Annotated in this window: 22 protein-coding genes; 20 read left to right on the top strand and 2 right to left on the bottom strand. The window is 38.9% G+C overall.

The genetic code is table 11. The features are described from left to right. The 5 genes from AC4CUY_RS15815 to AC4CUY_RS15795 all read left to right on the top strand — a co-directional run bounded on the left by AC4CUY_RS15815 (position 1) and on the right by AC4CUY_RS15795 (position 7096). Positions 1-4959, top strand: coding sequence for an RHS repeat-associated core domain-containing protein (locus AC4CUY_RS15815; protein ID WP_490774388.1), 4959 nt, complete (start codon positions 1-3; stop codon positions 4957-4959). Further along, positions 4959-5249 (top strand): hypothetical protein, encoded by a 291-nt coding sequence (locus AC4CUY_RS15810; RefSeq protein WP_490774387.1) that lies wholly within the window; start codon positions 4959-4961, stop codon positions 5247-5249. Before AC4CUY_RS15815 ends, AC4CUY_RS15810 begins: the two co-directional genes overlap by 1 nt. Positions 5250-5664: 415 nt before the next feature. Then, complete coding sequence (locus AC4CUY_RS15805; RefSeq protein WP_490774386.1) at positions 5665-5961, top strand: hypothetical protein; 297 nt, start codon at positions 5665-5667, stop codon at positions 5959-5961. A gap of 307 nt (positions 5962-6268) precedes the next feature. Further along, complete coding sequence (locus AC4CUY_RS15800; RefSeq protein WP_490774385.1) at positions 6269-6538, top strand: hypothetical protein; 270 nt, start codon at positions 6269-6271, stop codon at positions 6536-6538. Positions 6539-6901: 363 nt separating this feature from the next. Then, entirely contained in the window at positions 6902-7096 is a 195-nt protein-coding gene (locus AC4CUY_RS15795) for an RHS repeat-associated core domain-containing protein (RefSeq protein WP_490774384.1), read from the top strand. 107 nt (positions 7097-7203) lie between these two features. Here AC4CUY_RS15795 and AC4CUY_RS15790 read toward each other — a convergent pair whose 3' ends face one another. Next, positions 7204-7545 (bottom strand): winged helix-turn-helix transcriptional regulator, encoded by a 342-nt coding sequence (locus AC4CUY_RS15790; protein WP_004717650.1) that lies wholly within the window; start codon positions 7543-7545, stop codon positions 7204-7206. Between the two features lie 142 nt (positions 7546-7687). Here AC4CUY_RS15790 and AC4CUY_RS15785 point away from each other — a divergent pair, with 142 nt between their 5' ends. The 4 genes from AC4CUY_RS15785 (at position 7688) to AC4CUY_RS15770 (ending at position 11435) form a co-directional block, all read left to right on the top strand. After that, positions 7688-8344, top strand: coding sequence for a DsbA family protein (locus AC4CUY_RS15785; RefSeq protein WP_490774383.1), 657 nt, complete (start codon positions 7688-7690; stop codon positions 8342-8344). 25 nt (positions 8345-8369) lie between these two features. After that, positions 8370-9230: a Vmh family MBL fold metallo-hydrolase gene (locus tag AC4CUY_RS15780; protein WP_419327088.1), complete on the top strand. Its 861-nt coding sequence runs from the start codon at positions 8370-8372 to the stop codon at positions 9228-9230. A gap of 468 nt (positions 9231-9698) precedes the next feature. Beyond that, the gene (gene hchA, locus AC4CUY_RS15775) at positions 9699-10568 is read left to right on the top strand and encodes a glyoxalase III HchA (protein ID WP_166781975.1); all 870 of its coding nucleotides are present in this window, start codon (positions 9699-9701) and stop codon (positions 10566-10568) included. 129 nt (positions 10569-10697) lie between these two features. After that, the gene (locus tag AC4CUY_RS15770) at positions 10698-11435 is read left to right on the top strand and encodes a PA1136 family autoinducer-binding transcriptional regulator (protein ID WP_490774382.1); all 738 of its coding nucleotides are present in this window, start codon (positions 10698-10700) and stop codon (positions 11433-11435) included. A gap of 241 nt (positions 11436-11676) precedes the next feature. On the opposite strand, the gene AC4CUY_RS15765 is transcribed toward AC4CUY_RS15770, so the two are convergent. Continuing rightward, positions 11677-12495, bottom strand: a complete 819-nt coding sequence (locus AC4CUY_RS15765) for an IclR family transcriptional regulator (protein WP_151802858.1) — start codon at positions 12493-12495, stop codon at positions 11677-11679. Positions 12496-12753: 258 nt separating this feature from the next. Here AC4CUY_RS15765 and AC4CUY_RS15760 point away from each other — a divergent pair, with 258 nt between their 5' ends. The 11 genes from AC4CUY_RS15760 to AC4CUY_RS15710 all read left to right on the top strand — a co-directional run bounded on the left by AC4CUY_RS15760 (position 12754) and on the right by AC4CUY_RS15710 (position 21733). Further along, entirely contained in the window at positions 12754-13059 is a 306-nt protein-coding gene (locus tag AC4CUY_RS15760) for a non-heme iron oxygenase ferredoxin subunit (protein ID WP_034615827.1), read from the top strand. 25 nt (positions 13060-13084) lie between these two features. Continuing rightward, positions 13085-13384, top strand: coding sequence for a recombinase-like helix-turn-helix domain-containing protein (locus AC4CUY_RS15755; protein WP_419327090.1), 300 nt, complete (start codon positions 13085-13087; stop codon positions 13382-13384). Between the two features lie 17 nt (positions 13385-13401). Next, a complete protein-coding gene (locus tag AC4CUY_RS15750) occupies positions 13402-14469 on the top strand; it encodes a Rieske 2Fe-2S domain-containing protein (RefSeq protein ID WP_483770724.1) in 1068 nt (355 codons plus the stop codon). Continuing rightward, positions 14462-15226 (top strand): SDR family oxidoreductase, encoded by a 765-nt coding sequence (locus AC4CUY_RS15745; protein ID WP_419300929.1) that lies wholly within the window; start codon positions 14462-14464, stop codon positions 15224-15226. The genes AC4CUY_RS15750 and AC4CUY_RS15745 overlap by 8 nt, the downstream gene beginning before the upstream one ends. Before the next feature lie 11 nt (positions 15227-15237). Continuing rightward, positions 15238-16170 carry a VOC family protein gene (locus AC4CUY_RS15740; RefSeq protein WP_004823457.1) on the top strand — a complete coding sequence of 311 codons (933 nt, stop codon included), beginning with the start codon at positions 15238-15240 and terminating at the stop codon, positions 16168-16170. 25 nt (positions 16171-16195) lie between these two features. Beyond that, positions 16196-17407: an NAD(P)/FAD-dependent oxidoreductase gene (locus tag AC4CUY_RS15735; protein ID WP_490774381.1), complete on the top strand. Its 1212-nt coding sequence runs from the start codon at positions 16196-16198 to the stop codon at positions 17405-17407. 85 nt (positions 17408-17492) lie between these two features. Continuing rightward, positions 17493-18716, top strand: coding sequence for an MFS transporter (locus AC4CUY_RS15730; RefSeq protein WP_336951935.1), 1224 nt, complete (start codon positions 17493-17495; stop codon positions 18714-18716). 24 nt (positions 18717-18740) lie between these two features. Then, complete coding sequence (locus AC4CUY_RS15725; protein ID WP_004717620.1) at positions 18741-19262, top strand: cupin domain-containing protein; 522 nt, start codon at positions 18741-18743, stop codon at positions 19260-19262. 42 nt (positions 19263-19304) lie between these two features. Then, a complete protein-coding gene (locus AC4CUY_RS15720; RefSeq protein ID WP_419359787.1) occupies positions 19305-20117 on the top strand; it encodes an alpha/beta fold hydrolase in 813 nt (270 codons plus the stop codon). Between the two features lie 20 nt (positions 20118-20137). Continuing rightward, complete coding sequence (locus tag AC4CUY_RS15715; protein WP_336951933.1) at positions 20138-20932, top strand: SDR family oxidoreductase; 795 nt, start codon at positions 20138-20140, stop codon at positions 20930-20932. 9 nt (positions 20933-20941) lie between these two features. Beyond that, positions 20942-21733, top strand: coding sequence for an aspartate dehydrogenase (locus AC4CUY_RS15710; protein WP_336951932.1), 792 nt, complete (start codon positions 20942-20944; stop codon positions 21731-21733). The last annotated feature ends 11 nt before the right edge of the window (positions 21734-21744 follow it).

The raw sequence follows: 21744 nt of genomic DNA, 5'->3' as shown, positions 1-21744 counted from the left end.
ATGGCACAAAGTACTCCTGAAGTTGTCGCACCCTTAAATACATTAACAATTGCTGATGTCCAAAATTCTAAAGCAAAGATCGATAAATGGTTAAAAGCTAAAACAAATAATAATGTTACTTTGGATCGAGTTGAAACGGTGGCAAGAAATATACCATTTTTAGGGAGTATATTTGCTGCTGTTGATGTGGTCTCTGATGTGATGCAAATTTATGATAAGGGATTTAGCAACGCTGATATTATAGATTGGGCAAATTTAGGAATTGATGCAATTGCAATTATCCCAGGTCCAGCAACAGCGACTGCCCGCACAATGGCGCGTCCTGCATTATTTTTAGTTAGAGAAGAAATAAGACGAATTACCAAAAATGGTGTAAAAAAATTCACTAAAGAGCAACTTGGTCCCGCGATTAGCGCAACTATTGTTAGTGTTATAGCTGAGCATTTAAGCTCGGCATTGGCGGGCGATGTCGAAAAGTTTGCGACTGAAGCTCAGAAGAGATTAAATTCAACACTGACTGACACGGGTGCATGGGTTGAAAAGAGTGCAACAACAATCAATACAGGAATACGTGAAATTGTTGAGAAAGGGACAATTGCAAAACCTGATGCCAATTATAAAAGAGCAGAAGAACAAAGAGCTGCCATTATTCCTCGCTTAATGAATGGCGAGATTCTAAGAGCAGGAAAAAATATAGTTTACACTGTTGAGAATACTTGGAAAGGAGATGCAAAGAGTGGTGCTAATTTACTGACCAAAGGTGCAATGTGGGTAATTAAAAATGAAGATAAAGCTGCTGTTTTAAAACTCGGTAGCAATATTAATCAACTCGGAATAACAGCAAACACAAAAATAAAAAGTTTAGGGGGTGCTGAAACAGCTTTCACCATCGGATGGCTGTTATCTGTTTTACTATTGGCAGTAAAAAAACATAAAAAAGATGCCGCTAAAGCAGCACAAATCAAAGCACAACAAACAGCTGAAGCTAAAAAACAACATAATGATGCTCGATTAGAAAAATCAACGTCTCAAGCCCCAGCAAATAAAAATGCCAGCCAATGTAAAAATTGTATGGGGAGTACGAGTGGTGCAATTACCTTTGCCATGGGGACGGAATTCTTCTCCCATTTTGATGCTCAAATTGGCGGTATGATTCAAGACAGTATCAATCGTACCTATGCGTCAAATTTGTATCAGATGGATGACTCCATTTTTGGCGCACGTTGGATTACACCTTTCACCACTAAAATTTCACGTAAATTCAAATACGATCCTAAAAACAAAGAGCAAAAAGACTACCAAAAAGGCTTGGAATATATCGGTTTGGATGGACGACCAATTGATCTGCCTGAGTTAAAGAAAGGTCAAAGTATTTATGATCCAGTCGAACAGCATACTTATACGGTACTGTCAGATCAATTACATCTCATCGCTTATGGTGATGATGAAAAGCGATTCTATGAAAAATATGGTGAAGACTATCGCCTGTCTTATATAGAACGTAAACATGGATTTAAAGTTGCACTACGCTATGACCATGTCAATGCAGAGAAGAAATCTATTCTTTCGGACATTCTATTCAAACAGGACGACCGTGAACTGGCACATCTCGCTCTACAGCTCACTCCACAAGGCTTAGTTTCTGATATTTGGACAGTCAAAAAAGGTCAGTTAGATCGTGTATTAGCCAGCTACGATTATGATGAGCACGGTGACTTAATCAAAGCCACCAACGAATTTGCTGCATCCTACCATTACCAATATAAGCACCACCTTATCACTCGATATACTGATTTGACCCAACGCGGTATGAATCTGAAATGGGATGGTATTTTACCGACATCTAAAGCCATTGAAGAATGGGCAGACAATGCCAGTCGTGCTGCAAAAATTGACTGGGATCAAAACATTCGTAAAACCTATGTGATGGATGTTGAAGGTAATACCACTGAACATTTTTACGATATCGATGGCTATACCTATCGTATTGTCTATCCCGATAATTTTCAGGAATGGTTCTTTAGAGACAATGCCAAAAACATCACTTTGCATATCGCTAAAGATGGCTCAAAAACCTCTTATACTTACGATGAGCGTGGTAATGTCTTAACCAATACCCAAGACAATGGTGCAACCAGTTATTTTGAATATGATGACAAAGATAATCTGATTGGGATGGTTGATGCAGAACAAGGTCGTTGGTTTAAGCAATACGATAGTTCAGGCAATCTGATCAAAGAGATTGATCCACTGAAACATGAAACTGCTTATGCTTACAATGGCATGGGTTTAGTGACTTCAATCACCGATGCCAAAGGTGGCTCTAAAGCCCTGAAATACGATGATCAAGGTAACTTACTTAGCTATACCGATTGTTCAGGCAAAGAAACAAAATGGCAATACGATGAACGTGGCCGTGTTAAAAATATTGAAAATGCTCTAAAACAAAAAGTTGAATATTTCTATACTGAGCTGACCACTGAAAAAAGAGAACCAATCATCAAAGGCTTACCTTTAAATGCCTTTGGTCAACTGGAAAAAATCCAACATGCTGATGGCGTAGTAGAACACTTTGTTCATGATGCTGAAGGACGCTTACTGGTTCATATTGATCCAAAACAACATCAAACACGCTATGAATACGACGAAGCAGGTTTAATCCTGTCACGTACCGATGCACTCAACCATAAACTGAAATACAAGTGGGATCGCCTTGGACGTTTGACCCGATTGATTAATGAGAACGGTGCAAGTTACCAATTCTTCTACGATCTTGGTGGACGCTTAATCAAAGAAATTGACTTTGATGATAAAGAAACCATTTACCACTACGATGAAGGCACAGGACAGCTTGCGACCAGTATCGAAGTTGCTTCAGCACATGGGCAAGACCTCAAAGACCGTGCTGCCCCGAAAGATCGAATTCAACAATTCATCTTTGACAGTATGGGGCGTTTGGAACAACGTACCGCAGGCTATGGTCACTACGGCTTAGAACTTGAAGCCAAACAGACTGAAGAATTTGCCTACGATTACATGGGGCGTATTTTGCATGCCAAGAATGCAGAGACTAACCTACAATGGTTCTACGATGCTGCGGGCAATGTGATCAAAGAACACCAACAGGATTACAAGAGTAACAAAACAGCAGTATGGAAACACAGCTACGATGAAATCAATGATCGAATCAAAACCATACGTCCTGATGGACAAAACATTGATTGGCTAACTTATGGTACAGGGCATGTACAAAGCCTGATTGTCAATGGACAGGATTTGGTGAGTTTTGAGCGAGATGACCTACATCGTGAAGTTGTTCGCCACTATGCTAATGGGGTTAGCCAAGAGCAACAGTTTGACTTAGCAGGGCGATTACACAGCCAAGTCATGCTCAATGAGCATGACAATGGTTACCAAAACCAATACAAAGTCCCAAACCAAGAAAAGAACAATGCACTACAACAAACTAGCCAATTGGTACAACGACTATATCAATATGATAAAACAGGTGAATTGACTGCCATCAAAGATTCTCGTCGTGGCAACATTGCCTACAAATACGATCCTGTAGGACGCTTACTTGAAGCAAGCAGTAAATTGGGTAAAGAAACCTTTAAATTTGACCCTGCCAGTAACATCATAGATCGCTACAATGATGACAAAGCCCAACATCAAGATCAAAACTATGTACAACGAGCAGAAGAAAAAGGCTATGGCTACAATCGTCTAGTCAATAACGTGGTCAAAGAATACCTAGACCAACAATACCAATATGATGCATACGGACAATTGGTTCGACAAAAATCAACGCAAGGTGATTTAAATCTTGAGTGGGATGTTTATGGTCGAATGATCAAAAGCCGTAACAGCCAATACACAGCAGAATATCGCTATGACGCTTTAGGACGAAGAATACAAAAACGTAGTAAGCACCACCATACAGGTGATGAGCACAACATCATCTATGGATGGGATGGTGACACATTGGCTTATGAGTCAACAGAACAAGCCACTAAACACTATATCTACGAAAAAGATAGTTTTGTGCCGATGCTGCAAGCCGTCTATCAAAGCCCTATAGAACTACACCAAACACCTCATTGGTCAGACAAGCCGTATAGTGTACATCGTGACCCATTGTGGAAAACTACCAAACAAAGCAAAGGCTTTGATGATGTATGGTTCTATCATTGTGACCACTTAGGTACGCCACAGGAAATGACAGACCACTCAGGGGCAATCATTTGGAAAGCACAATATAAGGCTTGGGGTGAATGTCAAACAGAGAAAGCGAAGTCTAATTTCTTTGAAAATTCAGAAATCATCAGCAATAATATTCGTTTCCAAGGTCAGTATTTCGATTTAGAGACGGGTTTACACTATAACCGGTATCGTTATTACTCGCCCTATGTGGGACGGTTTGTAAGTAAAGATCCAATTGGGTTGTTGGGGGGATTTAATACTCATACTTATGCATCAAATCCTATAGGATATACAGATAAACTTGGTCTTAGAAATAATGTAAATGGATTCGGTAGTTCAGATGCAGCTGCTAAAGCTGCTTTAAATAAATACAATCCAATGTCCAAATATTTAAATAGAGAATATGGTGGAATAATTTATAAAAACTGTAAGGGAGATTATGGTTATACAGAAGGTAGACTTGGAACTGGTAGAACAGCACCGTCTATGGCAACTACAAAAAGTAGAATGCCAAAATGTGCTAAAATAGTTGGTAATTATCATACACATGGTGAGTATACAGATAGTAATGGAAATAGGTCTACTAAAGAAAAGGATATTGAAGCAAAATATAATAGTGACTATTTTTCTCCTAAGGATATAGATATACATAGAGGTGCTTCTTTAGCAATACCTAATTTTAAAAGTTATTTAGGGACTCCAAGTGGTGTTTTTTATAAAATGACAGGTTTAGATACAACACAGGTAAGATTTTAATGATTAATGAAGAAGAAATTCCATTTAACTATTTGTCTAGGAAATGGGTCAAAATACTTCAGATTGCATTTAAGAGTGCAGAAGATAATGGCTATATTCCTGAGAAATTTTATATATATCCACATTACATTGTTGAAAATCAATTCTCAAAAGATCCAGTTTATCAAATTCACTTTCATTCACATAAAGTGGATTGGATGAATGGTGGTGTCGAAGGAGGGGAAAGTTTTGCAGTTGTTTTAAATTCAATAAATTTTAAATTTATTCAAATATTTAAAGGTAGAGATTAGAGTTTTTTCTAAAACAGTAAACTGACGATAGTATTCTGAATTTTAAGAGTTATCTAGATACGCCTAGTGGCAAGTTTAAAGTTAATAGTGCAAAAGCAGACTATGAGTCATGAAAATAAAGAATGGCGAGAACTTTTTAATAGAGATGATTATTATGAAATAACAGCGGCTTATCTTTTAGTAATTGATGATACCAAACGGAAATATTACAATATTTTTGATTTAACATTGAGTTGAATATTTTTTTCGAATCGTTCTGAAATTTTGGATATCTATGTCTTTGTTCTAAGTTTCACTAAATACATTTTATTTGATGTTGAATAATGAGATATTTTAAAGAGGATAATAATGAAAACTTGGGAAGAAGTAATAAAAGAAGCATCAAAATTTATAATTTCTTAAAAACGGAGATTTTTTGCAAAAAATTTCCCTTATACTGCGAAATTCAAAATTATTACTGATGCGGCTGTTGAGAGAGTATGCTTTAAATTCTAGTTTTGATGATTTTGATGAGTGGGGAACGGTAACAAATTCATGTGAATCCCTTCCTGAAACTTTTAAATGGGATCCTAAAATTCCTTCAAAACTAGAAGTAAATAATTACTTTAATTTTGAAGGAAAAATTAATGGTACTGACAAAAATTTAGAATGTGATGAGTCTTGTATACTGATCGAATTAATGTATAGAAATTATTTTACAGTGTTATGCTAATAATTATTTTCCAGAAGTTTGGAAAGATATTTTAGACGTATATTTAAATAATTGATTTTCTTGTGGATGGGATAGTTATTTACCAGAGGATCGATTAGTGGTATTTTCTAATGAATAATTTTATGATTTTATAAAAAATAATTTAAAGCTCAGTGTGATATTGCTGAGCTTTTTTTATTCTAATAACCTTCAAAGCATAGATACTCTTCCATCGTAATCTAACTGAGTACATAAATACCTAAACTTGGAGCTACTACTGACCAATGGAAAGAAATTTTAACTAAGTTTAAATAAAAGGAGCGAGAAGATGAATGAATTTGAAATCTTCACCAAGATGGACAATATAGTTTCTGATTTAATTAATCTAATTCAATCAGCAAATTTTCTTGATGGTATGTATATTGATTCAAAAAGTATTATTATTAATGATACTAAGGATGCTATCACTTTTGCTACAGATCAGGATGTAGACTATGTTAAAGGAAAAGAGTATCAATATTGGACTCATATTATTGAAATGCAAGGAGATGGTACTTATTTAAATGATTTTGAATTAGTTACCACAAGATGTTTATGAAAAATATCAAGATAAGCGTTAGAAATCATATGAAAGAATAAACAAAGTATTATTTGAAATAACTGATAATAAAAAAATTGATGAAGATCTTCAAAATTGTTTAAGTGGAGAATTTTTCTATTTATTCAAATATCTGGTTTTTATAGATGCTTTACCAGAATTTTGGCAAAATATACTCAATATATTGAAGAAAGGGGGGATGCCATGTGGATGGAAAGGCGAGTTTCCAAAAGGTCAAATGATTGTTTATAACCATAAAGATTAAGCTTTATACATATAATTAAACCTAGTCAAAAAACTGGGTTTTTATATTTTATTATTGTAAAAACCTAGAAAGCATTAGTAATAATATCCGTTTCCAAGGTGCATGAGCAAAGACAGAGCATTGCTCTGTCTGAAGCGCAAGGATCAAGAAATAGGGCTTCACTATACCGTTATCGTTACTATTCGTATAATGTTGGGCGATATATAATTAAAGATCCAATTGGATTGTTTGGTGGATTGAACAAATATCAATATGCACAAATTCTAAACAATGGGTTGATGTCCTTGGTTTAAATAAGTATTTCATTGGCAGTATAGACCAAATGTCTTTTAAAGCTTCTGCGTTAAAACCATTAGTGCCGTACTCTAAAGAATGGATGGAAACTTATAACAATTCCAAGTTAATTTTCATTCTGTTCAATCCATTGAACCAAATCATAAATTTTTTCAGCGACTTCAACTCCTTTATTTTCAGATAAAGAATATTCTACATGTGGCGGAATAATTGGATATTCCTTACGAATCACAAAACCATCATTTTCCAAATCACGTAAAGTTTGAGTCAACATTTTTTCACTGATGCCATCAATTCTCCGTCTTAACTCACTAAAACGGTGAGTCCCTCTTCTTAAACAGAACATGACCAAAACGCCCCAACGATTGGTTAAATGCATAAGCTTAACCCGAGACGGGCAATTCTTTGACAACACATTTGCGGCTAAACAAGATTCATCAGTATTCATAAACTTTCCACGACTAAAAAACACTTACTTTTTAGTAAGTACTTATAAAAAGTAAGTTTATTATTTACTATAACAAATATCAGCAAAACTGTGTGGCTTTTCACATATTTTGAATCATATATTTATAGATGAGAGTTAATTTATGGCTTCTCCAATTCTACACTGGATTATCGACCCGATCTGCGGCTGGAGTTATGGTGCACTGCCTTTAATTAATGCAGTCGAAGAAAAATTTCCAAATCTACAACGTCTACATTTTGGTGGACTTTATAGTGAAGATCATCAACCACAAATGACAGCAGCAATGCGAACACAGATCATTCACTATGATGAACAAATCCATCAACTCACAGGCGTGGATTTTGGTGATGAATATAAAAATGGCTTGCTTAAAGACAGCACACTGATCATGAACTCTATCCCTGCAACTCATGCTTTACTGAGTATTCAGCAGGGGGGAGGGCATAGCGCGATGATATCGTTATTAAATTTAATACAACAGGGCTACTATCAAAAAGGTCTAAATGTCACACAATATAGTGTACTGGCGCAATTTGCTGTCGAGTTAGGACTGAATAATGACCAATGGTCAAAATATTTAGATGTGATCGATCAAGATCAACAAGATGAATATATTCAACATGCACGCCAATTATTATCCCATGTTCGAGGACAAGGTTTTCCAACATTGGTGTATGAAAATCAACATGGTGAAATGGGCAAAATACCGCTTCATGGTTTTTATAATAAATCAGAGGATTTTGTACGTTTTTTAGAGCAACAACTACTTAAATCTTAATTTAATTCTAAAGAGAGCCAACAATATGAAATTATTTTTAAAATCACTTCTTGCAAGTTCAGTGATGTTGAGTGCTTCTGCATTTGCAGCAGAGTTAAGCTATAAAGTTTATAACCCACAAGCACAAGGCATTTTTCCAGTTACATCTACACTTATTTCGGGTGAAAAAGATGCAGTGCTGGTCGATGCGCAATTCAGTGTTAACGATGCAAAGAACTTGGTTAAAATCATTCAAGACAGCGGTAAAAACCTTAAATATATTGTGATTACAGCGGGTGATCCAGATTTTTATTTTGGTTTAGAGCCACTGGTACAAGCGTTTCCAGATGCAAAAGTGATTGCAACCCCAGAAGTTGTTAAACATATTGAAGCAACCAAAGAAGGCAAGTTTGCTTATTGGGGACCTATCTTAAAAAATGGTGCGCCATCTCAAGTGATTGTACCGAGTGCCAGTGAAGATAAAACCATTGTGCTAGAAGGTGAAAAAATTGAGATCAAATCACCGGGTAAATACGCATCTTATCTTTGGGTTCCAAGCAATCGTACAATTCTAGGTGGTGTAGGGTTATCTTCAGGGATTCATCTGTGGACAGCAGATGCACAAACTGAAAAAGAGCGTAATGAGTGGAGAAAAACGGTAAAACAAATGAATCGTTTAAACCCTCGTGCAGTGATTCCTGGACATTATATTGGTGATATTCCAACAGGAACTCAAGCAATCGACTTTACTTATCAATATCTTGTGGATGTTGATCAAGTTTTAAAAGATCATAAAGATTCAGCATCAGTGATTGCTGCTTTAAAAGAAAAATACCCGAACTTGGCCGAAGAAAGTTCTTTGGAGTTAAGCTCTAAAGTGTTGACGGGTGAGATGGAATGGAAATAATTTAACGATGACCTGTTGTTTTAAATTCATGAACTTCGTCATTGTTTGTGAACGAGAATAATGGGTTAATCTAATCAGGTGAAACTTAATCTAAGATCACGGTTAAGTTTCATCATTAAAGCCATTGATTTTTTTTAAGCGGAATTTTGAGTTTCAAAGCCAATACACAATCGACATTTAAAAAATCTCTCCCAGTATTCCATTTCATCGCCACGTTGTATTTCTGTATCGAAGGTGAGTATTGATCGTAGAAAATATAAAATTTTCTTAAAATCTAATTAAATAAAAATCAGATACTTACTGTTAATAAAAGCAGGGTTTATTGGCAGTGATAGCCTGATAAAAATTGAATTCAGCATATGTTTTAAAATTGTAGAAATAGGGGTTTTCCCTCATTCAAAAATCTTTTTAGGGCAGAATATACTGTGCATGTTGAATATATCCTCTATAAGAACGCTTGGAGTAAAAATGACTGAACTAAGTAAAATACCTACACCAGATACTGCTGAAGATAATGCATTTTTTCCATCCCCTTATTCTTTAAGCCAGTACACCGCATCGAAAACAGATTATGACGGTACGACTTATCCCAACCCATATCGTGGCGACAAAAAAATTCTGATGATTGCAACGGATGAGCGCTATATCCTAATGCAGAACGGAAAATTCTTTTCTACAGGAAATCATCCAGTTGAAATGTTACTCCCAGTATTTCATTTAGACAATGCAGGCTTTGAGTTTGATATTGCAACGCTTTCAGGCAATCCTGCCAAGCTGGAAATGTGGGCGATGCCGAATGAAGATAAGGTAGTTTTAGATACTTATGCAAAGTATGCTGAAAAACTTAAAAACCCGTTAAAGCTTGATGATATTTTGGACGAGATCATTGCTGGAAACTCGCCATATGCAGGGGTTTTCATTCCCGGTGGTCATGGTGTACTCGCGAAAATTCCTGAAAGTAAAAGTGTAAAAAAAGTTTTAGAATGGGCGATAAACAACGATAAATATGTGATTACACTGTGTCATGGACCCGCAGCTTTACTTGCCGCAGCCGTCGATGAAAAACCAGAAAACTATATATTTAAAGATTATGAAATTTGTGTATTTCCTGACTTTTTAGATAAAGGCGCAAATATTGAAATTGGTTATATGCCGGGACCATTACAATGGTTGGTGGGTGAAAATCTCGATAAATTAGGCGTTAAAATCCTAAATAAAGGTATTACAGGGCAGGTCCATAAAGACCGAAAACTTCTGACTGGAGACAGTCCTTTGGCATCGCATAATTTAGGTAAGTTAGCCGCTGAAACATTATTGGCTGATCCTGAATTGGTATAAGCATCAATCAAGAGGTTGTTTCTATTTAGACGCAACTTTTTATCTCAATATTGGAGATCTAGAGGCGATTTGCTGCTGATCTTCAATATTTTTAGTTTTAAGCGTTCAGTTTAGTGAGAAGACGGCTTTATGAGACTTGCAAGCAATCAACTGGCTGATTTATTGTTTCAGACTGTTCACCAATTGAGACAAGCACGTGACCTCGAAAGTCTATTTAAAATTCTGGTGGGATTTGCTGCTAAGCTAAATTTTGATCGAATTATTGTATGTAGTGTTTCACCTCAAAACCAACATGAATGGATTGATGAGGTTTTCTTTGTCCATGGTAACTGGGTTGATCGCAGCAATATCGAAGAGCGTGAAGTATATTTACGCCGCTGCCCAATCACCAAGCATATTTTTGAATACGATCAAGCCTTTTTTTGGGCAAAGAGCTTGCATAAAAAAACTGCAAAAGAAACCTATCGGATTATCAAAAGCCCTCTGCATCTTGGTGAGGTCAATGGAATACAAGTGCCCGTATTTGGTCGAACAGGTTTAGAGGGTGCAATTTCATTTGCGGGTGAATTTTCGGATATGGGTGCTGATTTTAAACTCACAGTACAGATGGTTTGTAATATTGCTTTTGGTGAAATTCTACATAAACAAAAGCATAGAATTGCGCATAAAAAAATACTGACCAAACGTGAAAAAGAAGTTTTAAAATGGGCAGCAGTGGGTCAAAAGCATTTTGAGATTGCCGACATTTTAAAAATTTCAGAGAGAACTGTTGAAAATCATTTACGCAGTATAAGAAAGCGCTTAGGAGTAAAATCTACTGCTCAAGCAATTGCTTCTGCCATCATCAGCAGAGAAATTGAATTATAAAGCAGCCCGATGTTTGCGACTTTTAAACATGCAGGCTTAGTCAAAAATATAGTGATTCTTTTACGAAGCATAGCGTGAGCATTGAGATTTTAAGTCCCCCCTCAAAAAAAAGAAGAAAAGAAATAAAATAATAATGATCGCCAAATAAAAACCAGAAGGACTTTTTCTTTGGCGTGTATATCTAGAAAATTTTGTCTGTATTCATGATGCCCAAATTGAAGTAATTAGATTTTATCGATGCCTAAAAATAAATAAATTTTGAAATTTTATCGGCATACTCAACCACATTTTGAGAAATTTCACCTCTAAATAAATCTTCTGTATAGGTGCTCAATGGGCAGCTTACAGATAATACGGCAGCGATTTCTTGAGTTGCCTGACTATAAATCGGTGCAGCACTGGCAGCCATATCGGTATTAAAGTGCCCCCAACTGATCATAAAATCCTGACTGCGGACATAGTTTAAACGTTCTAATAAACTCGCCAAATCACGTGGTGTACGATCAGAATAGACTTTCCAATCGGTAAAATGTTCATAGCGTTTAATCACTTCAGCCTCAGAAAGGCGAGATAAAATTAATTGTCCAATTACGGTGGCATGGGCATGCCAACGTGTACCAATATGCACATTACTGGTAAATGAACCAATAGATTGGGCATTGCTGATAAAGACAATATCAGTGCCTTCTAAAATCGAAAGATGCACAGCGATTTTAATTTTATCGCGTAATTCACGCATGATGGGGCTAGCCAGATCAGTCAGCGATGATTTGGATAAGCTGTTAAAACCAAGTTCCATCACGTTGCTGTTCAGCGCATAAGTCTTTTGCGACATTTTTCTTAAATAACCACAAAACTCTAAGGTGTGGATTAAACGAAAAGCACTCGAACGGTTTACATCTAATTTTTCTGCGATTTCAGAAATGGTCATTTCCTGATGCTGTTGATCAAATAATTTTAAAATGGCTAAGCCACGCACCAAACCCGGTACTAAATAACGCTCATCATTATTGGGTTCAGCATTTTGCTCCAAGAGAGCATCTGTATTTATTAAGTTCATTGCCAAGTTGCCCTGTGTTTATTTTGCAATTCCTGCACATGGAATACCACTATAGTAATCATCAATTTTTCTAATCTCAATGTTTATATATAAAACATTTTTTTGATTAAGAAACATCTAAAAATATAACTTTTTATTAATCCATTGAAAAACATAAAAATATAGTATTTGACAAGCAAAATGATCAAAGCTTATGCTATTCATTATGTTTTAAATGCTAAATTAAGTTTTATATATAAAACAAATAAGGATGCAAAAATGAGTTGGATCTCAGTTTGTCAGCAAGATGACATTACCGAAGACGAGCCGAAAGCCATAGAAGTCGAGGGTAAGAAAATTGGTGTTTTTTTTATCGATGACAATTATTTTGCGATCGAGAATGTTTGCCCACATGCCTTTGCGTTGCTAACAGAAGGTTTTATTGAAGATCAAACTGTGGAATGCCCATTACATGAGGCAATTTTTGATATTCAAACAGGTGAGCTAAAGAGTGGACCGGGATGTCGTGATTTGTGTACTTATCCCGTACGTGTTGAAGGGCAGGACGTTCAAATTCAACTATAAGTCTTATTTATAAGGATGGAATCTCATGAAAACGTTTAATGAGAAGCTAGCGAACTGGATTCATGCCACGCCAGCGACCGAAGCAGGGATCAACAATATTCAAATACCGGGACAGCCAGAACTTCTGGTTTGGCAAACACGCTATAAAGTGCCAACAGTCTATGAGCAGGATTTTGTTCAACATTTAATTCAAGCCTTTTCTTCAGGCGTAACAGAACTTACTGATTTGGTTCAATCTTTAAATCAACAAGGTTTTCGTTGCGAGTCTGGCGATCTTTGGACTTCTGAAACATTTTCTGAAGAAATGCAACGTTTAGGTTATTGATTCAAGGAAGAACAGTGATGAATGCAGCAGTAACAGTGACTCCGAGTGTTGAGGAGTATTTAGATTTAGGTTTACGTGATCAATGGCATCCGGTACTGGCAAGTTGGGAAGTCGCAGCCAATCCTGTGGGTATTACCCGTTTAGGTGAAAATATCGTGGTTTGGCGTGATGACCAAGGTCAGGTGCATGCTTTAGAAGATCGTTGTCCGCACCGTGGTGCGCGTCTTTCTTTAGGCTGGAACTTAGGTAATCGCGTGGCATGTTGGTATCACGGCGTTGAAGTTCGCTATGATGGCAAGGTTGAAGATGTACCCGCAGTAAATGAATGCCCAATGAAAGGCACAACCTGTGTGAAAAGCTACCCAGTGATTGAACAACATGGTGCAATTTTCCTGTGGTTTGGGATTGATCCAAATGAAGTCGCTAAACCCCTTGATTTTCCTGAGCAATTGGCGAGTGAGGAGTGGAGTTCATTCCTATGCCAAGCGGATTGGAAGGTCAATCATCAATATGCGATTGATAATGTGATGGACCCAATGCATGGCACTTATTTGCATTGTACCTCGCACTCAATGGCAGACGGTGAACGTACCGCAGAAATGAAACACCGTTCAACAGAAAATGGCTTTGTCTTTGAAAAAGAGGGACAAACAGGGGTCAATTTTGACTGGGTTGAATATGCCAATACCGGTGCAAGTTGGTTGCGTCTTTCGATTCCTTATCGTAAAGATTTTGGTCCAGGCGGTGAGTTTTGGATTGTGGGTTATGCCACACCGATTGATGCTCAAAATACCCGTGTTTTCTTCTGGCGTTGTCGTAAAGTCAGTGGTTGGCAACGTAATGTCTGGCGTTTTCTTTATCGCAATCATTTAGAAAAACTGCATTGGGATGTCTTGGAACAAGATCGAATTATTTTAGAAAATCTTGCGCCAAATGCACGTCAACATGAATTCCTCTATCAACATGATGTCGGTTTATCGCGCTTACGCCGTTTAATGAAAAAAGAAGCGGAAAAGCAGTTAAAGAAAATTGCGAGCTTGAATAGCTCAAACCGTATTGAAATGCAGGAACAAGTTCATGGTTAATGTCGCATTGTTGCAGGGCAAGAAAGTCTTTGTTACAGGCGCAGCAAGAGGCTTGGGACGAGACTTTGCACAGGCCATTGCCGAAGCAGGTGCTCAAGTGGTCATGGCGGATATCTTGACAGATCTTGTGCAACAAGAAGCAGCAGTATTGCAGGCACAGGGTTTACAGGTGACTGCGGTCACGATTGACTTGGCTGATGCTGATTCGATTCAACAGGCTGTTCAGCAAGCAGCTGAACATTTAGCTGGAATAGATGGTTTGGTGAATTGCGCTGCACTTGCGACCAATGTGGGTGGTAAAAGCTTGATGGATTATGACGCCGATCTATGGGACCGGGTCATGAACATCAATGTCAAAGGGACGTGGTTGGTCACCAAAGCATGTGTGCCATATCTCAAGCAGTCCGATGCAGGCAAGGTGATTAATGTGGCATCGGATACGGCTTTATGGGGCGCACCTAACTTGATGGCTTATGTTGCAAGTAAAGGTGCTTTGCTGGCAATGACCCGTTCGATGGCAAGAGAGTTAGGGCCATTTAATATCTGTATAAATACGCTTTCTCCAGGATTGACGCTGGTTGAAGCAACAGAATATGTACCGCAAGAACGTCATGATTTATATGTAAATGGCCGTGCCATTCAACGTCAGCAGTTACCACAGGATCTGAACGGAACAGCACTTTATTTACTTTCGGATTTGTCCTCATTTGTGACTGGACAGAATATTCCCGTAAATGGTGGTTTTGTCTTTAATTAAGGAATTGTTTCATGATTACAGGGATTGAGATTTTAAAGTTTGGCGTTGAGGATCGGGCTGCTTCAAATAAATTTTTGGCAGATTTTGGTTTAAAGCCAAGCCAATCAGATATTGAGGGTACGGATCTTTACCAAACCCAGAACGGTAGTAAAATTTATTTATTTGATTGTGATGATCAGCGTCTACCACAGGCCATCGAGTCAGGCTCAACTTTACGTGAAGTGACTTGGGGCTTGGATGATGCAGCACAGGATTTGGCTGATTTAGCAACTCGCCTGAAAGATGTAGATGGTTATCAAGCCACGGCTGACATGCTGCAATGCTTAGACCCAAATGGGATGACCATTCGCTTTCAAGCCAGCTTTACCCAAGAGCTACCTGCGTTAAAAACAGAAGGGATTAATCAATACGGCAGTATCACTCGTGTCAATGCAGCTAGTCCAGTGTATGAAAAAGGGCAACCTGTTGCGATTGGACATGTGGTGTTCTTTACCCCAGATTTAGAAAAAACAGAATCGTTCTATATCGAAAAGCTCGGTTTCTTCTTATCGGATGCTTATCGTAATCGTGGTGCTTTTTTACGTTGTCGTGGCAAAGGCTATCACCATGATTTGTTTTTGCTTTCGGTACCCAATAAACCTGCTGGACTCAATCATGTGGCCTTTGTGGTGCGTGATATTCATGAAGTGATTGGCGGTGGCTTAAACATGAACCGTTCTGAATGGTCTACTTTTATTGGTCCGGGTCGTCATCCAATTTCTTCGGCTTACTTCTGGTATGTCAACTCACCTTTGGGTGGTGCATTTGAATACTACACCAATGATGATTATTTGACGGAAGAATGGCAACCACGTGTTGAAGAACATTGTTTAGAACTCTTTACTGAGTGGGCGGTTGAAGGTGGTTTAGATGACCACACTCGTCGCCAAGTCAAACCTGTATAAGCAGTTGGAACAGAGAGATTAAGCTATGCAAAGAATTGTCATCGTTGGCGCAGGACAAGCCGCAGGTTGGGCGGTCAGCACACTCCGTCAACATGGATTTCTAGGTGAAATTCATGTGGTATCCAATGAGGAACGGGTATTTTACGAACGCCCACCGCTGTCAAAACAAGTCCTCTCCAAAGAAGCCAGTTATGACAGTTTGCATCTGTTCTCTGCTGAACAGGTTCAAGATTTTAATATCGAGTGGCATAAACCAGCTGTGGCAACTCAAGTGGATCGCCAACAAAAACATGTGGTTTTAGAAAGCGGTCAAGTTTTGCCTTATGACAAATTATTGATTGCGACTGGAAGCCGAGCACGTGTGCCAGTCAATACATGGCAGTTTATTCCCAATGTGGTGACTTTACGTAATGTACAAGACTGTGAACGTTTAGCCGAAATCTTACAACATACGCAAAAGTTAGCAGTAATTGGTGGTGGTTGGATCGGCTTGGAAATTGCAGCAACGGCACGGAAACAAGGCAAACAAGTGCATGTTTTTGAATACGGTGATCGACTTTGTGCACGTAGCGTTAGCTCTGATGTGTCTGAATTTCTGCAAAATATGCATCAACAACAAGGTACTCAAATCCATTTAAATAGTAAAAATGTGCATTTGATTGAAGCAGGTCAACAGCAAGTTGAAGTGGTGAATCATCCAAATGCCAGTGAACTGTTTGATTGTGTAGTAGTGGGTGCGGGTGCTGATATTGCCAAAGAGCTGGGTGTGAGTGCTGGTTTAGACGTTAAAGATGGCATTGTCGTCAATGGTTTTGGACAAACTTCAGACCAAGACATTTATGCCGCAGGTGATGTGGCGATACATCCAAGTTTGGGCTATTGCATTCAGTCTTGGGCCAATGCACAAAATCAAGCCATTGCCACGGCAAAGTCAATGTTAGGTATGGATACGGAATATCTGGATATTCCTTGGTTATGGTCAGATCAGTATCACTACAACATTCAGATTTTAGGAACTTACCAACCTGAAAAAACTAAGCAGATTGTGCTACGTCAAAATGCAGCAGATCAGTGCAGTTATCTTTATCTGGATGAGCAAAACTGTTTGATCAACATGATTGCAATCAATGACTCAAAACTGGTCAAACTGGCAAAACGCTGGATGCAATCCAATACCGTGTTAGACCCCAAATTATTAGCAGACCCTGAATTTAATGTAATGAAATTAAAACCGTAAACCTTAGAGTCTGTTGATATTTAAACCATTGTGAAATGTCAACAGCACCTAGATCCGGTTCATGACTCAATCGAAGGAATGAAATATGAGTAATGAAGAGAAAAGTGGATTGAAGCATTGGGTTCCTGCTTTTGTCCTGATGATCTGTGTCGTTCTGGCATTTTTCGACAAAATTAGTATCGCAGTCTTATTTGCTGACCCGCACTTTCAGGGCGCGATGGGGATTGCCCAAGACAAAGCAAAACTTGGATGGTTAATGACCAGCTTTTTATTGGCTTATGGTTTTTCCTCTGTGTTCTTAAGCTTCTTAGGCGATATTTTTAGCCCTAAAAAAATGCTGTTTTGGAGTGTCTTATCTTGGGGAATACTCATGTTCTGTATGGGTTTTACCACCAATTATACAGGGATGTTGGTCCTCCGCGTTCTGCTTGGATTAGCTGAAGGCCCATTATTTGCCTTGGCTTATACCATCGTGAAACAAACCTATACAGATCGTCAGCAAGCACGTGCTTCTACCATGTTTTTGTTGGGTACACCGATTGGTGCCTTCTTAGGTTTTCCAATTACCGCCGCTGTTCTCGCAAACCATGATTGGCATACCACCTTCTTTGTGATGGCTGGTTTAACTGTAATTGCACTGATTGCGATTGTCTTTGGCTTACGTAATTTACAACTCAAGAAAACCATTGAGCTGGAGGCGACCAGTAAACGTGTCAATTTTAAAGGGCATATCCATAACACCAAGGTGCTATTACAGAACGGTTCATTTTGGTTGGTGTGTATTTTCAATATTGCACTGATGACTTATCTGTGGGGATTAAACAGTTGGGTTCCATCCTACCTGATTCAAGACAAGGGCTTTAACCTTAAAGAGTTTGGAATTTATTCAAGTTTCCCATTTATCGCCATGTTGATTGGTGAAGTGATTGGTGCATTTCTTTCTGACAAGTTAGGTCGTCGTGCCATTCAAGTTTTTAGTGGCTTATTGGTGGCCGGCATCTTTATGTATGTCATGGTCATTATGACAGATCCAATTTTAGTGATTGTTGCAATGTCTCTTAGCGCAATGGCTTGGGGCTTTGGTGTCGCAGCAATATTTGCACTACTTGCTCGTGTGACCACTGCTGATGTGGGCGCGACTGCGGGTGGGATTTTTAATGGACTGGGTAATTTTGCCAGTGCAATTGCACCCGTTCTGATCGGTTACATCGTGATGCAAACCCATAGTTTTAATTTAGGAATTACCTTCTTAGCAGCAGTTGCTGTGATTGGATCGTTCTTCTTAGTTCCTTTACTAAAACGTTATTAATTCAAGATATCTAGGAGTTAAAACATGACTACTCAACAATTCGAATCATGGTCACAGCCTGAAGGTACAAGCTTACAAGATTGGTTAAATACCCGTATCGCACGTTTTGAAACACGTAAATATGATTTTGATGCCTTGAAGTTCCAAGCGGACTATGACCCCAAATATCGTCGTGCCCAAATGCGTTATATGGGCACGGGTGCAACAGGTGTAGTGAATGATGGCAACACTGTTCCAGCAGAAAACTTCACTTTTTCAACCATGGTTTTACCTCCGCAGTGCGAAGGGCCTTTGCATATTCATCATGATGTTGAGGAAGTGTTTTTTATGTTGCGTGGTGAGATTGACCTATTTATCGAACATAACGGTGAGAAATTTCAAACCAAACTTAAAGAGCGTGATCTGATTTCAATTCCACCTGGAATTTACCGTGGCTTGTTTAATCCAGGTCAGGAAGATGCCTTGATGTGTGTGATGTTAGGTGCGGGTAAACCGACCATTCCGAACTATCCACCAGAACATCCATTGTCGCAAATCAAACGTTGATTGAATCGACAAAGCCCAGCCCTACAGCAAAGGAATCCAGCCATGACATTGCTTGATCGATTAGCCAAATATCCAGTCAAAACCATTGTAGTTGATGGACAAGTACACGCCTATCGTGAGGCGGGTCAAGGCCAGCCGTTGATTTTGCTACATGGGATTAGTTCGGGTTCTGCTTCATGGATCAACCAACTTGATGTACTGAGTCACTCTTTTCGTGTGATTGCTTGGGATGCACCGGGTTATGGCTTATCAGAAGGTTTAAATACAGCGCAACCGAATGCAGAAGATTATGCACAACGTTTGTTGGGTTTAATCGATGCTTTGGCAATTTCGCAAGCCATTTTGGTTGGTCATTCCCTTGGGGCTTTACAGGCCAGTGCTTTTGCTCATCTTTATCCTGAACGTGTACAGACTTTGCTGATTGCCAATGTAGCACAAGGTTATCAACGTTCAGATGAGGAAAGCAAATCACAGGTTTATCAAAAACGCCCAATGCTGTTGAAAAGCTTAGGTCATGCAGGCATGGCGGCAAGTCGTGGACCGCATTTAATTTATAAACAAGATACTCAAGCTTTGGCTTTGGTCACAGCGGTGATGCAGGATTTGACCCTAGACGGTTTTACCCATGCATCGTATTTGTTGGCCTATGACGAAATTAGAAATTATTTAACAGATATTCGTGTTCCTTGCGTCGCGATTGCAGGCGATCAGGACCAAATTACACCTGCACAAGGTATCCAAGACCTTGTCGCAGAAATGCAATTGAGCCGATGTCATCTGATTACAGATGCAGGTCATCTGAGTTATGTCGATCAACCACAACAGTTTAACGACATTATTTTATCGGCACGTTAATACTCAAACGAGAGAAAAAAATGAGCTTCCAAGTTGAAGGAAAAATAGCAGTAGTAACAGGTGGCTCGTCAGGCATTGGTTTGGCTGCTGTCGAAATTTTAGTTGCAGAAGGTGCCCAAGTGGCATGGTGTGGTCGGGATGAACAGCGTTTAGCAGAATCAAAAAATTATATTTTGGAAAAGTATCCGCAAGCCCATATTTTTACTCAAGCCTGCAATGTTTTAGACAAACAAGATGTAAAACGCTTTGCACAACAGGTCAATCAAAATTTAGGCAATGTCGACATGTTGATCAATAACGCAGGTCAAGGGCGTGTATCCAATTTTGAAGACACCCAAGATGAAGATTGGATGAAAGAAATTGAATTGAAGTATTTCAGTGTTTTGCATCCTGTACGTGCATTTTTAGATGATTTAAAAAATTCGGCGTGTGGATCAATCACCAATGTCAATTCCTTACTGGCCTTGCAACCTGAACCACACATGATCGCGACTTCATCGGCACGCGCCGCTTTGCTGAATTTAACTCATTCCTTAGCACATGAATTTAGCCAGTATGGGATTCGGGTGAATTCAATTTTATTGGGCATGGTGGAGTCAGCACAGTGGAAACGCCGTTTTGAAACACGTTCAGATAGCCAAGCGTCATGGGAACAGTGGACAGGCAATATTGCAAAAAACCGTGGTATTCCAATGCAACGTCTAGGTAAACCTGAAGAACCAGCAAACGCTTTGGTCTTCTTGGCTTCACCATTGGCATCATATACCACGGGTGCAGCCTTGGATGTCTCTGGTGGATTTAACAAACATTTATAAGGTGTGCCCATGAAACAGTTGATGATGATTGGTTTCGGTGCAATGGCAGCAGAAGTGTACGCACATATGCCACAAGATTTACAGCTTAAATGGATTGTGGTGCCTGCACGCAGTGTTGAAAAAGTACAGGCACAAGTATCCGCTCAGGTACAAGTAATTAGTTCGATTGATGCATGCCTTGGCACGCCTGATTATGTGATCGAAGTGGCAGGCCAAGCGGCGGTAAAAGAACATGCCCAAAAGGTGTTAGAGAAAGGTTGGACCATTGGTCTGATTTCAGTAGGAACCTTAGCCGATAGCGAATTTTTCTCTCAACTGAAACAGACTGCGGAACAACACGATGCCCATCTGCATCTTTTAGCGGGTGCGATTGCGGGGATCGATGGTATCTCTGCGGCAAAAGAAGGTGGTTTGGAAAAGGTCACCTATAAAGGCTGTAAAAGCCCGAAGAGTTGGCGTGGCAGTTATGCTGAACAATTGGTTGATCTCGATCAGGTCAGTGAAGCTATGGTTTTTTTTCGTGGTACAGCCAGAGAAGCAGCACTGAAGTTTCCAGCCAATGCCAATGTTGCAGCAACCATTGCACTCGCAGGTTTAGGCATGGATGAAACCATGGTTGAGCTTACGGTTGATCCAAAAACTAATAAGAACAAGCACACCATTGTGGCAGAAGGCGTGTTTGGTGAAATGACCATTGAATTGGTGGGTGTGCCTTTGGCAAGCAATCCTAAAACCTCAACTTTGGCTGCGCTTAGCGTGATTCGTGCATGTCGCAATAGCGTTGAAGCAATTCAGATTTAAAAGGATTTGAT

The sequence above is a fragment of the Acinetobacter sp. 778_lipA genome (assembly GCF_058242985.1).
The sequence above is the reverse complement of the archived record's forward strand: the minus strand, read 5'-3'. Positions and strand labels throughout refer to the sequence as shown.

Bases quoted from the DNA above. Each gene is read 5' to 3' on its own strand.
- AC4CUY_RS15785 (WP_490774383.1), top strand. From the start codon at position 7,688: ATGGCTTCTCCAATTCTACACTGGATTATCGACCCGATCTGCGGCTGG.
- AC4CUY_RS15790 (WP_004717650.1), bottom strand. From the start codon at position 7,545: ATGAATACTGATGAATCTTGTTTAGCCGCAAATGTGTTGTCAAAGAAT.
- hchA (WP_166781975.1), top strand. From the start codon at position 9,699: ATGACTGAACTAAGTAAAATACCTACACCAGATACTGCTGAAGATAAT.
- AC4CUY_RS15750 (WP_483770724.1), top strand. From the start codon at position 13,402: ATGAATGCAGCAGTAACAGTGACTCCGAGTGTTGAGGAGTATTTAGAT.
- AC4CUY_RS15730 (WP_336951935.1), top strand. From the start codon at position 17,493: ATGAGTAATGAAGAGAAAAGTGGATTGAAGCATTGGGTTCCTGCTTTT.
- AC4CUY_RS15770 (WP_490774382.1), top strand. From the start codon at position 10,698: ATGAGACTTGCAAGCAATCAACTGGCTGATTTATTGTTTCAGACTGTT.
- AC4CUY_RS15780 (WP_419327088.1), top strand. From the start codon at position 8,370: ATGAAATTATTTTTAAAATCACTTCTTGCAAGTTCAGTGATGTTGAGT.
- AC4CUY_RS15720 (WP_419359787.1), top strand. From the start codon at position 19,305: ATGACATTGCTTGATCGATTAGCCAAATATCCAGTCAAAACCATTGTA.
- AC4CUY_RS15710 (WP_336951932.1), top strand. From the start codon at position 20,942: ATGAAACAGTTGATGATGATTGGTTTCGGTGCAATGGCAGCAGAAGTG.
- AC4CUY_RS15765 (WP_151802858.1), bottom strand. From the start codon at position 12,495: ATGAACTTAATAAATACAGATGCTCTCTTGGAGCAAAATGCTGAACCC.
- AC4CUY_RS15815 (WP_490774388.1), top strand. From the start codon at position 1: ATGGCACAAAGTACTCCTGAAGTTGTCGCACCCTTAAATACATTAACA.
- AC4CUY_RS15745 (WP_419300929.1), top strand. From the start codon at position 14,462: ATGGTTAATGTCGCATTGTTGCAGGGCAAGAAAGTCTTTGTTACAGGC.
- AC4CUY_RS15735 (WP_490774381.1), top strand. From the start codon at position 16,196: ATGCAAAGAATTGTCATCGTTGGCGCAGGACAAGCCGCAGGTTGGGCG.
- AC4CUY_RS15755 (WP_419327090.1), top strand. From the start codon at position 13,085: ATGAAAACGTTTAATGAGAAGCTAGCGAACTGGATTCATGCCACGCCA.
- AC4CUY_RS15715 (WP_336951933.1), top strand. From the start codon at position 20,138: ATGAGCTTCCAAGTTGAAGGAAAAATAGCAGTAGTAACAGGTGGCTCG.
- AC4CUY_RS15725 (WP_004717620.1), top strand. From the start codon at position 18,741: ATGACTACTCAACAATTCGAATCATGGTCACAGCCTGAAGGTACAAGC.
- AC4CUY_RS15760 (WP_034615827.1), top strand. From the start codon at position 12,754: ATGAGTTGGATCTCAGTTTGTCAGCAAGATGACATTACCGAAGACGAG.
- AC4CUY_RS15740 (WP_004823457.1), top strand. From the start codon at position 15,238: ATGATTACAGGGATTGAGATTTTAAAGTTTGGCGTTGAGGATCGGGCT.
- AC4CUY_RS15800 (WP_490774385.1), top strand. From the start codon at position 6,269: ATGAATGAATTTGAAATCTTCACCAAGATGGACAATATAGTTTCTGAT.
- AC4CUY_RS15810 (WP_490774387.1), top strand. From the start codon at position 4,959: ATGATTAATGAAGAAGAAATTCCATTTAACTATTTGTCTAGGAAATGG.